The sequence below is a fragment of the Floccifex sp. genome (assembly GCF_051873495.1).
Taxonomy (GTDB): Bacteria; Bacillota_I; Bacilli_A; order Erysipelotrichales; family Erysipelotrichaceae; genus Floccifex.
In genome coordinates, this window is record NZ_JBJEEX010000040.1 from 1 (window position 1) to 12365 (window position 12365).

Genomic DNA, 12365 nt, shown 5'->3' on the forward strand with positions numbered 1-12365 from the left:
CCCAAAAGTTCACCCTAAAAGTTTTTGGATAAACCCCAAAAGATTTTGGTTACCCCATTAATACCGTGTTTTAGACATAAAAAAAGAGTGGCAATTAAGCCACTGTATCTAAGATATCTTTCATTCGTTTTGCTAGACCTTTTGTCTTATCAACTGTTAAAGAACAAATACCAACTCGAATTCCATTATTTACTTTTACTGTGAAGATTAAGTTATCCATTAAAGCTTCATGATATTTATCTCTTGTTTCATTGTCCATTGATAAAGTAATGAAGAAACCTTCTTTATAAGGATAATGTTTTAATCCAACTTCTTTAGCTTCTTTTACGAAGATATCAGAACGTTCTTGTAATAGTTTTACATATTTAACACGTTCTTCATTATAAGCTTCTTTATGGTTTTTCATGACATCCACAAACATGTGCATTGCCCCGTTATTGATATTTGACCAAGTTGCACGAGCATTCTTTTCAAATACGTTTTTGATTTCATAAATCACTTCATCGCTTTGTCCTAATACAATGGCAGCCCCACATCTTAATCCATAAGAAGTCATTGACTTAGAAATACTGAACGCAATCACAACTACTACATTATCACTGATATCATCAAATGTAGCCATGTATTCTTTCGCTTGTTCTTGACCATACGCAAAATCAATATACGCAATGTCGTTTAATAAAACAACAGAATGTGTTTTAGAACATTCATTTAAGAACGCTACAACTTCTTTCCATTCTTCTTTTGATAAAGAATAACCAGATGGGTTATGACAAGGATCATTGATAATCACAACTAAACGAGCTTGTGATTTCATAGCTGTTTGACAAGCTTCTTTAAATGAATTTAAGTTAAAATGATGTCCTTCAAATAAATCATATTTAACTGTATTAATATTATTCATTTGTGCCATTAAGTTATATGAACCCCAAGCTAAAGAAGGCATTACTAATGTTTCTCCTTCTGACAAACAATTACTAATCGTCATATCAACAGCTCCTGTTCCTCCAGGTGTTGCGATAACTTCATGAGCTAATTTACTATTTCCATTTAATACCCAAGCATATAATTCATCTTTGAAATCCGGATTACCTGTAAAACTTGATGCATAGGCAGCCATATTACGATTATCAACATGTTTTAATGAATCATATACAGTATCTAAAGCCACTAATTTACCATCTTCACCATATAAAGAACCAATAGTCGCATTCACAACTTTATCATCACCATATTTCTTAGCCGCTTCTTTGGCTTTACGAGAAATAGAAAATACGTTATCCACGATTGGTTGTGTATTCACACCATTTTTCACAAAACTCATTTTTTTAATCCTCCTTCAATCTATAATTTCCTAAAATCTTTAAACTTTCGCATACTTTATCGATTTCATTTAAACAATCCTTTACATTGTCATCATTTAAATTACCATCGATTTCAATATAGAAGAAATACTCAAAAGGACGACCCTTAATTGGACGCGACTGAATACATTCCATATTCAATTTATGCTTACCAATTAAATCAATGATTTGAGCCAAGGAACCCGAAGTATGTTCAATCACTAAACTAATACTAAAACGATTTCCCTTCGTTGGTTTATCTAAACCAATGACCATAAATTTTGTCGCATTTTGATTGTTTTCTTCAATATGAGAAGCCAATACCTTTAAACCATATAAACTCGCGTTTTCTTTAGCTCCAATGGCAGCGATATGAATATCCTGCTGATTCGAAACAAATTGAGCCGCCATGGCCGTATTGGGATAGGCAACAGTTTGAACATCTAATGCCTGTAAAAACGCCTTAGCCTGAGATAAAGCCTGGTCTTTCGAATACACCCATTCAATATCTTTTAGAGTAGCTCCAGGAAGTCCCAACAAACATTGTTCTACCTTTAAATTATATGTCTCTTGAATATAAACAGGATATGAATTTAAATTATCCAATACTTCTCCCACAACACCGGAATTCGTATTTTCAAAAGGAATGACTCCATACTGTGCTTTTTTCTGTACTACTGCTTCAAATACATCTTCAAAAGAAGACAAACTCATTAAAGGATTTGAAGGAAATAGTTTTTCACACACGGTATGGGCAAAGGCTCCTTTGATACCACAATACGCTACAACATCATGAGCTTGAAGAGATCTTTGGAAGTCTTTAGAGTTAGCCATCACATTTTTTAAGAAATCCACATAATAAGGTTCATATTCTTTATTCTGGATAAACTTACGATTTCTTTCAATTAGAGTCCCTTCTCTTTTAGAATCAAAAATAGGAAGATTATTCTCCATTTTATAAGAAATCACATGACGAACCGCATCCATTCTTTGTTCATACAAACGCGCCATTTCTTCGTCAATACATTCTATTTCTTTTCTAGCCTGTTCTAATTCATTCATACATATCACCTATACTTGAATATCATACCATATTTTCACAAAAGTTTTCAGAAAAATTTTCATGTGTTTTCAAAAGATGATACAATAAGACCATATCGAGGTAACGAAACATGAAATTATATGTAGACTTAAAAGAAAAAAGCTATCCCATTTTAATTGAAAAAGGAGCCATTTCTAACATTGCTTCTATTATAAACGTCAATCGTAAAATTGCGATTATCCACGATGACAACATTCCATCAAAATGGATTCAAATCATCCAAAGTCAATGCCCTAATGCCATTGATATTTCTTTCCCTGAAGGAGAAAACTCAAAGTGCATGGCTCAATTTGAATACCTATTAAACCAATGCATCCAAGCCAATCTAACACGAAAAGATGCCATCATTGCCATTGGAGGAGGTGTCACTGGTGATTTAGCTGGATTTGTAGCCGCTAGCTATATGCGTGGAATCGATTTCTACAACATTCCTACTACTATTTTATCTCAAGTTGATTCATCGGTAGGAGGAAAAGTAGCCATTGATATGGGATCTTATAAAAATATAGTAGGAGCCTTCTATCAACCCAAAGGCGTATTAATTGATCCCGAAGTTTTATCCACTTTACCAATTCGTCAACAACACAACGGTTTAGTTGAAGCCTTAAAGATGGGATTAATCTTAGATGAAAACTTAGTCAAAGAATTTGAAGCCGACACTTTAAACCTAGAAGCCATTATTACTCGTTCCATTGATTTAAAACGTATGGTTGTGGAACAAGACGAAAAAGAAAACAACCTTCGTAAAATACTAAACTTTGGCCATACCATTGGCCATGCCATTGAAGGAGCCTATGGATTAGATACATATTACCATGGTGAATGCGTAGCTATGGGAATGTTGTTCTTTATTGAAGACAACGCTTTGAAACAAAGAATATTAAACATCTATAAAAAATTAGATTTACCGACTGTTCCTAATTATGATGTTGATACATTAATGGAATACATCACACACGATAAAAAAGGAAGTAAAGCCAGTGTATCGATTATTAAAGTAAAAGAAGCAGGAAAATATATCATTGAAGATATGAGCTATGAAGATATTCGTAAAGTATTAGAAAGAGGTCCATATGAAAAATAGTTTTGGCAATCAAATATCGATGACCATTTTTGGCGAAAGCCATGGACCCTGCATCGGTATTACCTTAGACGGATTACCCGCTGGATTTAAAATTGATGAACAACGCATTGCCCAAGACATGGACAAAAGAAAAGCCAAGGGAAAAATATCTACTCAAAGACATGAAGAAGACAAAGTTGAAATCGTTTCGGGATACTTTGAAGGATATACAACGGGTACTTCATTAGCACTTATCATTCAAAACAAAAACACAAGATCCAACGACTATAAGTCAACACAATATCGTTTACGACCAGGACATGCCGATTATACAGCTTATGAAAAATACAAAGGCTATCAAGACTACCGAGGAGGAGGACACTTTTCAGGTCGCTTGACAGCTTGTATTGTAGCAGCTGGAAGCATTTGTAGACAAATACTAGAAAGTAAAGGCGTATTCATTGGTTCGCATTTGAAACAAGTCTATACCATTGAAGATGATTCCTTTGATGTGAATCATTTATACGAACAAATTCAATTGGTAAACAAGATGGATTTTGCGGTATTAAATGAAACTAAAAAAGAAGAAATGAACCAATGCATTGAACAAATCGCAGCCAATAAAGACTCAGTAGGAGGCATCTTAGAAACTGCTATTGTAGGAATTCCTGCTGGCATAGGAGAACCTTTCTTTGATTCCGTAGAAAGTATATTATCGCATTTATTATTTTCAATTCCTGCTGTGAAAGGCGTATCCTTTGGACTAGGATTTGGTTTTGCGAATCTTTTAGGATCCCAAGCCAACGATGCCTTTGTGTACACCGACCACATTGAAACCAAAACCAATAATAACGCCGGTATTAATGGAGGAATTACCAATGGAATGCCTATTTTAATTAATACATGCATTAAACCAACCCCATCAATTTTTAAAACACAACAATCCGTAGACTATCAAACCAAAGAAAACGTTGAACTAACCATTCAAGGAAGACACGACCCTTGTATTATTCACCGCGCACGTGTTGTCGTTGATAGTATAGTAGCCTTTGGTTTATTGGATTTATGGATGAGTCAAAACGCACAGGAAGGATGGACAAAATGAGAGTAAAAGTAACCCCTAGTCATGTACACGGACAAGTATCCATTCCTTGTTCCAAATCAATGGCCCATCGTGCCATTATATGCGCTTCTTTATCTAAGGGAAAAAGTGTTGTTTCTAATATTTCTTATTCCAAAGACATTGAAGCTACTATTAATTGTATGGAAAGCTTAAGAGCTAAAATCACTAAACAAGAGGATTCATGTATTATATATGGTACAGATTTATCCATCCATGAAGACTTAACCCTAAACTGTAATGAATCCGGATCTACTTTACGTTTTTTTATTCCTTTAGCTTCTTTAATTGATGGAAATATTACATTTATTGGACAAGGACGTTTATTATCTCGTCCTATGGAAGTCTATGAAAATATTTTTAACGAACAAAATTGTACTTATAAACAAGCAGATACCATTCAAATTAAAGGACCATTAAAACCAGGACACTATAAAATTAGAGGAGACATCTCCAGTCAATTTATTTCGGGATTATTCTTTTGTCTTCCTTTATTGTCACAAGACAGTATTGTGGAAATTATTCCTAAATACGAATCAAAATCATATGTAGAATTAACCATCTCCATGTTGAAAAAATTCAACATTGAAATTATTCAACTCGATGAATTACACTATAAAATTCCAGGAAACCAACAATATAAACCATGTGACATTGTTGTGGAAGGAGACTATTCTCAAATGGCTTTCTTTGCCGCTTTGGATAAATTAAATGGACCGATTGAATGTTTAAACATGGACGAAACATCTTTACAAGGTGATAAAGCCATCATTGATATCTTAAAGCAATACAACGGAAACGATGTTGTGATTGATTTATCCAACTGTCCTGATTTAGGACCCATTTTATGTACCTTTGCCAGTTTCCAACCCGTACAAACTAAAATCATCAATGCCCAAAGACTTCGTATGAAAGAAAGTGATCGCATTGAGGCCATGGAACAAGAACTTAAAAAATGGGGAGTCGACATGGAAAGTACATATGATACCATTACAATCAATGGAAAACCTGAATATAAAAAAGATAAAATTGTGGAATTACTCGGGCACAATGACCATCGCATTGTCATGGCTTTAACGGTTTTTGGATTGTGTGCCAAAAGTGAAAGCATCATTGAGGATGCCCAGGCTATTTCAAAATCGTATCCACATTTCTTTGAAGACATTCAAAAAATAAATGGAAAGTGTGAAATACTATGATTTCAAAAGATACTAAATTTTTAATTGTTGGTTTAGGACTACTTGGAGGAAGCTATGCCATGGGTCTTAAACAAGAAGGTTATACTGTATATGGATTAGCTCGTCGTCAAGAAACCATCGACTATGCCTTAGAACACAACATGATTGATGAAGGACAAATTGAAGTCAATGAATTTGTTTCAAAAGCCGATGTCGTTATTTTCTGTTTATATCCTAAGGCCATGGTCAATTGGATTAAAGAATATAAACACTTATTTAAAAAAGGCGCTTTAATTAGTGATGTCAGTGGTGTTAAAACCAATATTGTGGATGTTGTTCAAGAAGAATTAAAAGACATGGACGTTGAATTTATTTCTTGTCATCCCATGGCCGGAAGAGAAACAAGTGGTATTGAATATGCGAATACCGAAATGTTTAAAAAAGCCAATTTCATTATTACTCCAACAAAATACAATACACAACCTGCCATTGAATTCTGTCATGACTTAGCTTATACATTACACTTCAATCACATATCTATTTTAAGTATTGAAGAACACGATCACATGATTGGTTTTTTATCTCAGTTATGCCATGTCATTGCTGTTTCGTTAATGAATACCCATGACAATTCACATTTAGTCGAATATACAGGAGATAGTTTTAGAGATTTAACACGAATTGCCCAAATCAACGAAAACATGTGGACCGAATTATTTCTTTTAAATAAAGACATTTTATTAGATGAAACGGATCAATTCATTGCCGCCATTTCCCATTTTAGAGATGCCTTAGCCAATGAAGACGAACAAGAAATGAAGCGTTTATTTATTCAATCCACACAACGACGTAAATTATTTAATAAAAACGATGGAAAGAAAGCGTAATGCTTTCTTTTTTTGAGTGCTAAAAGAGTGCTAAATCTTGCGAAATTGTGTGAAATTAGCACTCCACTTGTATTTGTGCCAACATTTCTTTAAAATACGAATCATATTAACGGAGGCCAATATGAATAATAAACAAAATAAGAAAAAGAAATCATTCGCCCAATGGTATTTAATCTTTATGATTGTCCTGTTACTGGTTGATTTCCTTGTCATTCCTTTAATCAGTGATGCCAAAATCGAACAAACATCATATTCCGAGTTTTTGACTTACATCGATAACAAAAAAATTGAGGAAGTACAAATTGAAGACAATGAAATTTACTTTACTGTAAAAGGCGACGATAAAACATATCAAACCGGTCAAATGTATGACCCTGATTTAGTGAATCGACTAGATGAAAGCGGAGCTGAATTCTCGCAAACCATTCAACAAGAAACCAATCCTTTCATCTATTTCTTAGTTTCTTTCATTCTTCCTATGGTTCTATTATGGGCTTTAATGAGAAGCTACATGAAACGAATCTCAAATAAGATGGGAAACGATCAAATGACTTTTAATCAAGGCGATGGATTTGGTTTTGGGAATCTTTCAAAATCCAATGCCAAAGTCTATGAAGGCGTTAAAACCGGTATTACTTTTAATGATGTAGCCGGACAAGCTGAAGCCAAAGAAAACCTACAAGAAGTTGTGGATTTTTTAAAGAATCCTAAAAAATACGAAGAAATTGGAGCTCACCTTCCTAAAGGTGTTCTATTAGTCGGACCTCCTGGAACTGGTAAAACATTATTAGCCAAAGCCGTAGCTGGAGAAGCCGGTGTTCCTTTCTTCTCTATTTCGGGTTCTGAATTCGTGGAAATGTTTGTTGGACGTGGAGCTGCTAAGGTTCGTGACTTATTCAAACAAGCACGTGAAAAAGCACCTTGCATTGTCTTTATCGATGAAATTGATACCATTGGTAAAAAACGAGATGGCTCTGGTTTATCTGGAAACGATGAACGTGAACAAACATTAAATCAATTACTAGCTGAAATGGATGGATTTGATGGATCAAAAGGAGTTGTCCTTCTAGCCGCTACGAACCGTGATGAAATCTTAGACCCTGCTCTTACTCGTCCTGGTCGATTTGATCGTCGTATTCCAGTTGAATTACCTGATTTAAGAGGTCGTGAATCCATTTTAAAACTACATGCCAAGAAAGTGAAAATGTCGGATGACATCGACTTTAATGTGATTGCTCGTGCTAGTGCTGGAGCAAGTGGAGCTGAACTAGCCAACATCGTGAATGAATCCGCTTTATTAGCGGTTCGTGATGGTCGTAAAAAAGTTCTACAAAAAGACTTAGAAGAAGCCATTGAAATTGTCATTGCCGGAGAACAAAAGAAAGGTGCTGTTATTTCAACTCATGAACGTCTAATTGTTTCTTACCACGAAATTGGTCATGCCTTAGTTGCTGCCAAATGTAAAGATACCGCTCCAGTTCATAAAATTACGATTATTCCTCGTACAAAAGGTGCTTTAGGGTACACGATGCAAGTAGAGGAAGACCAACAAAATCTTTTATCAAAAGATGAAATCTACCAACGTATTATGGTTTATACAGCTGGACGATGTGCAGAAGAATTAATTTTTGGTTCTGTCACTTCTGGTGCCAGCAATGATATTGAACAAGCCACTAAACTTGCTCGTATGGCCATCACTCGTTTGGGTATGTCGGATCAATTTGGTATGGTCGCTTTAGAAACCGTAAATAACCAATACTTAGGTGGCGATACTTCCTTAGCTTGTTCAACAGAAACGGCAACAAAGATCGATGAAGAAGTCATTGCCTTAGTGAAACAAGCACACGATGATGCGTATCGTATTTTGGAAGACAATAAAATGAAGCTACATGAACTTGCGAAGTATTTATATGAAAAAGAAACCATTACAGGTGATCAATTCATGTATATTTTAAACAAACCAGTTGAAATTGCAGCTCCACAAGAATAAAATGAATAATCTAATGGAGAACGAAAATGAATAAATTAAAAAACAAGTTGTATCAATTTATGGCCGGTCGATATGGTGCCGATTCTTTAAATAATGCCCTTACATATTTAGCTTTATTCTTATGTGTTGTGCAATTGTTTATTAAAAATCCGATTTTATCATTATTTATTTTAGTAATTTTAATTTATGTGAACTATCGTATGTTTTCAAAAAACATCGTAGCTAGACGCATAGAAAATGATAAATATCAAAGATTTATTAAGCCCTATCAATTAAAATGGAAATACCGTAAAACACATAAAGTATTCCGTTGTAAACAGTGCCAACAAATCATTCGTGTTCCTAAAGGAAAAGGAACCATCGAAGTGACTTGTCCAAAATGTAAAGCCAAAATCACAAAGAGAACTTAATCTCTTTGTGATTTTTCATATAACCAACAATTGTGAAATGGATCTTTTTGTAGTCGTTTCGCATCTTGTTCACTTAATTCAATAAGAACTTGTTCTTGAAGGGCTTGTTGAAGATACACATCTAAATTACCATCGTCTTTTGCCCATTTTAAAGCATCTTCTATAGTAAACCAAGGTGTCTTTAATTCATTTTGACTCAGTGAATTATAATATTGTTCAACTAATCCAATTGTTGAAAACGATAAGTTTTTATAATCTTTTTTCATTCCTAAATAATATTTTTTCATGGTGTCCTCCTGTTTTTATTAAACTAATTTATTTGTCATTGTTTATGTTAAAATAGAAAGAAAAGGAGATATTTATGAAATTCGCATCATTTTATCAAGAATATTTAAATCAATTAGCAGCCTTTAAATTAGCACTGGAAACAATTTCCTATGAACAATATACAATTGCCCCTGAAAAAGGAATTCCTTATTCAAATAAAATATTAGGTATTTTATCTAAAAATCAATTTGAATATGAAAACAATAAAGAAATAATCACAAAATTAGAATCATATGTTTCTTCTTTATCTGGTTTAGAAAAAAAAGAAGTTTCCTTAAGACTAAAAAAACTTTTAGATCAACAATCCCTTCCTTCTTCAACTTATAGTGAATATGTTGATTTAATAAATGATAGTATGATGATTTGGCATAAGGCAAAAAGTGAAAATAATTATGATTTATTTAAGCCTTATTTAAAACAAGTCATTGAAAAGAAAAAAGAAGTATTGTCGTATTCAAAGCGTTATAATGGATCAAATTTATATGATTTATGTTTAGATGAATATGAACCAGGTATGAATCAAGAAAAATATGATTTATTTTTTGATCGTATTAAAACCAAGTTACTTCCTATTATTCCTAAACAAGCTAAAGGAACTCATTTATTTGATAAGAACATTGACATTACTCGTCAACAACAATTTATGAATATTTTATGTGATTTTCTTAAAATTGATTTCAGTGAAATTCGCATGGATACTACTGAACATCCATTTACTTCTTCGTTTAGTAATCACGATACTCGTATTACTACCCATTTCTATGAAGACAATGTGATGAGTGCTATTTTCTCAACGATTCATGAATACGGTCATGCGCTATATGGACTACAAATTGATGATGAATTTATGGATACTATGTTTTATGAGCCTTATTGTGCTGCCCATGAATCACAGTCTCGTTTAATGGAAAATCATATTGGAAGGTCAACTTCTTTTTGGAAAGCTCTTTATCCTAAATTTATTGAAGTCTTTGATGAGTTTAAAGATGTTTCTTTTGATGAGTTTATGGATGCGATTTGTACAAGTGAGTGTTCTTTCATTCGTACCGAAGCCGATGAATTAACGTATCCCATTCATATTCTAATTCGCTATGAAATTGAAAAAGAATTATTGAATGGAACAGTTGATTATGATCATTTAAATGAATTATGGAATGATAAATACGAACAATATCTAGGGATTCGCCCAGAAAACGATTCCCAAGGAATTCTTCAAGATATTCATTGGTCAAGTGGAGACTTTGGATATTTTCCTAGCTATGCTTTAGGTTCTGCATATGCTGCTCAACTGTATCATGCCATGAGCAAAGAAATAAATGTAGATGAAGCTTTAGAAAATGGACACATTGAAGTCATCAAAGATTGGTTAAAAATGAATGTTCATCATTATGGAGCTAGTAAATCAATGGAAGAAATTGTAGAAGAAGTGTGTCATGAGCCTTTTAATCCGGATTATTATATTGATTATTTAATTGATAAATATGTGTCAAAGAGAAGTTAATTCTTCTCTTTGTTTTAATTTTTCCATAATAGATACCAACTTTTCCAATTGTGTTTTAAATTACTTTTTTTATTGTATATTATAAGTGAAAAGAAAAGAGGACAGACCGATGGACAGATAAATTTTCTATCTATATTAAAAATACCAGATATAGATAGGTGAGCGTTAGATGGTATTTAATATAGATAAGGTGCATTGGAAAGGAGAAAACATGAAAAACAAATTCATTTCTTAAAGGGTCTCAACGTTGATTGATAACAGTTGGGACCTTTTAAATTGGGTATTGAATTTATGTTTTAATTTATATACAATGAAAATACAAAAGGGAGTAGCTCACGAAATTTCGTGAAATGCGTCGTCAGTACGATCTTAGGATCCGGTTCATTTCAAAAGTAGCGAGACTTTTATTGCAGGGCAATAGAAGTCTTTTCTTTTGTCCTGAGAAAGGAGATTCAAATGAACACATTAATTTCTATTGTATGTATTGGACTTGGCTTTGTATTGTTGACAAAGGGAGCCGATGAATTTGTGGAAAATGCTTCGGGATTAGCAAGTAAGCTCCATGTTTCCCCTCTGATTATCGGATTAACAATCGTTGCCTTTGGAACGAGTTTACCTGAATTCGCAGTTTCTTTAAGCGCAAGCATAGAAGGAAGCAATGAAATTGCTTTGGGAAATGTAGTCGGTTCCAATATCTTTAATTTATTAGTTGTAGCTGGGGCCAGTGCAATTTTTCATCCCCTAATCTGTGACAAAGCTATTTTAAAAAGAGATTGGCCTATTTCTATTGGTGCGGCTTGTATTTTAGCTGTTCTTTTATGGGATGGTGTTATTTCAAGATTCGATGGCTTTATTTTAATGATTTGTTTTATTATTTCATTAATTCTTCAATTTAAAACAAGTACTTCCAATCAAATTGAAACCCAAACAAAGTCGTATTCACATTATATTGTCTTTTTAATCATTGGTATGGCTTGTATTTTAATTGGATCTCAGCTTACTGTTAATGGCGCAAAAAGCTTGGCTTCTTTACTTGGTTTATCTGAATCCTTTATTGGATTAACGATTGTAGCTATTGGAACAAGTCTACCTGAACTCGTTACAAGTGTTGTGGCTACAAAAAAAGGTGAACATGAAATTGCGTTAGGAAATGTGATTGGATCCAATATCTTTAATATTTTATGTATTTTAGGTGTATCTAGTTTTGTGAATCCAATCATAGTAAATAATGCGGTGATTGATGTTGTGGTTTTAATTGGAATCAGTGTTCTTTACTGGTTTATTGCCAAGTATTATAAACTTAATAAAATGATTGGTTTATCAATGGTAGGCATCTACATTTTATATACGATTTTCTTATTTGTACGATAAATAAAAAAGCTCGTCTAAAATCATGAAGTGAACCCCTAAATTTGGACATCGAATTTAGGAGGTTCACTTTTTA

11 protein-coding genes are annotated in these 12365 nt (G+C 33.4%); 8 read left to right on the forward strand and 3 right to left on the reverse strand.

Annotated features, from left to right (window positions below; translation table 11 throughout):
* Window positions 1-94 precede the first annotated feature (94 nt).
* A complete protein-coding gene (locus tag ACI313_RS02275; protein WP_439755179.1) occupies window positions 95-1324 on the reverse strand; it encodes a pyridoxal phosphate-dependent aminotransferase in 1230 nt (409 codons plus the stop codon).
* A gap of 4 nt (window positions 1325-1328) precedes the next feature.
* Window positions 1329-2405 (reverse strand): chorismate mutase, encoded by a 1077-nt coding sequence (locus tag ACI313_RS02280; RefSeq protein ID WP_320608783.1) that lies wholly within the window; start codon window positions 2403-2405, stop codon window positions 1329-1331.
* A gap of 110 nt (window positions 2406-2515) precedes the next feature.
* On the opposite strand from ACI313_RS02280, the gene aroB reads away from it, so the two are divergent.
* From aroB to ACI313_RS02310, 6 genes are all read left to right on the forward strand, one after another.
* Complete coding sequence (aroB, locus tag ACI313_RS02285) at window positions 2516-3529, forward strand: 3-dehydroquinate synthase (protein ID WP_320608784.1); 1014 nt, start codon at window positions 2516-2518, stop codon at window positions 3527-3529.
* Window positions 3519-4613 carry a chorismate synthase gene (gene aroC / locus ACI313_RS02290; RefSeq protein ID WP_439755180.1) on the forward strand — a complete coding sequence of 365 codons (1095 nt, stop codon included), beginning with the start codon at window positions 3519-3521 and terminating at the stop codon, window positions 4611-4613. The genes aroB and aroC overlap by 11 nt, the downstream gene beginning before the upstream one ends.
* Window positions 4610-5827 carry a 3-phosphoshikimate 1-carboxyvinyltransferase gene (gene aroA, locus ACI313_RS02295; protein ID WP_439755181.1) on the forward strand — a complete coding sequence of 406 codons (1218 nt, stop codon included), beginning with the start codon at window positions 4610-4612 and terminating at the stop codon, window positions 5825-5827. The genes aroC and aroA overlap by 4 nt, the downstream gene beginning before the upstream one ends.
* Complete coding sequence (locus tag ACI313_RS02300; protein ID WP_439755182.1) at window positions 5824-6693, forward strand: prephenate dehydrogenase; 870 nt, start codon at window positions 5824-5826, stop codon at window positions 6691-6693. The genes aroA and ACI313_RS02300 overlap by 4 nt, the downstream gene beginning before the upstream one ends.
* A 121-nt stretch (window positions 6694-6814) precedes the next feature.
* Window positions 6815-8683, forward strand: a complete 1869-nt coding sequence (ftsH, locus tag ACI313_RS02305) for an ATP-dependent zinc metalloprotease FtsH (RefSeq protein WP_320608788.1) — start codon at window positions 6815-6817, stop codon at window positions 8681-8683.
* Between the two features lie 26 nt (window positions 8684-8709).
* On the forward strand, window positions 8710-9093 hold the full coding sequence (locus ACI313_RS02310; protein WP_439755183.1) for a hypothetical protein: 384 nt from the start codon (window positions 8710-8712) through the stop codon (window positions 9091-9093).
* Here the strand turns inward: ACI313_RS02310 and ACI313_RS02315 are convergent.
* A complete protein-coding gene (locus ACI313_RS02315) occupies window positions 9090-9380 on the reverse strand; it encodes a hypothetical protein (RefSeq protein WP_320608790.1) in 291 nt (96 codons plus the stop codon). The two genes, ACI313_RS02310 and ACI313_RS02315, sit on opposite strands and share 4 nt — an antisense overlap.
* A gap of 74 nt (window positions 9381-9454) precedes the next feature.
* Here ACI313_RS02315 and ACI313_RS02320 point away from each other — a divergent pair, with 74 nt between their 5' ends.
* Together ACI313_RS02320 and ACI313_RS02325 are read left to right on the forward strand one after the other, a co-directional pair.
* On the forward strand, window positions 9455-10921 hold the full coding sequence (locus ACI313_RS02320; RefSeq protein ID WP_439755184.1) for a carboxypeptidase M32: 1467 nt from the start codon (window positions 9455-9457) through the stop codon (window positions 10919-10921).
* 456 nt (window positions 10922-11377) lie between these two features.
* Window positions 11378-12292, forward strand: a complete 915-nt coding sequence (locus ACI313_RS02325; protein ID WP_439755185.1) for a calcium/sodium antiporter — start codon at window positions 11378-11380, stop codon at window positions 12290-12292.
* The last annotated feature ends 73 nt before the right edge of the window (window positions 12293-12365 follow it).

Coding starts and splice junctions, on each gene's coding strand:
- ACI313_RS02275 (WP_439755179.1), bottom strand. CDS start 1,324: ATGAGTTTTGTGAAAAATGGTGTGAATACACAACCAATCGTGGATAAC.
- ACI313_RS02280 (WP_320608783.1), bottom strand. CDS start 2,405: ATGAATGAATTAGAACAGGCTAGAAAAGAAATAGAATGTATTGACGAA.
- aroB (WP_320608784.1), top strand. CDS start 2,516: ATGAAATTATATGTAGACTTAAAAGAAAAAAGCTATCCCATTTTAATT.
- aroC (WP_439755180.1), top strand. CDS start 3,519: ATGAAAAATAGTTTTGGCAATCAAATATCGATGACCATTTTTGGCGAA.
- aroA (WP_439755181.1), top strand. CDS start 4,610: ATGAGAGTAAAAGTAACCCCTAGTCATGTACACGGACAAGTATCCATT.
- ACI313_RS02300 (WP_439755182.1), top strand. CDS start 5,824: ATGATTTCAAAAGATACTAAATTTTTAATTGTTGGTTTAGGACTACTT.
- ftsH (WP_320608788.1), top strand. CDS start 6,815: ATGAATAATAAACAAAATAAGAAAAAGAAATCATTCGCCCAATGGTAT.
- ACI313_RS02310 (WP_439755183.1), top strand. CDS start 8,710: ATGAATAAATTAAAAAACAAGTTGTATCAATTTATGGCCGGTCGATAT.
- ACI313_RS02315 (WP_320608790.1), bottom strand. CDS start 9,380: ATGAAAAAATATTATTTAGGAATGAAAAAAGATTATAAAAACTTATCG.
- ACI313_RS02320 (WP_439755184.1), top strand. CDS start 9,455: ATGAAATTCGCATCATTTTATCAAGAATATTTAAATCAATTAGCAGCC.
- ACI313_RS02325 (WP_439755185.1), top strand. CDS start 11,378: ATGAACACATTAATTTCTATTGTATGTATTGGACTTGGCTTTGTATTG.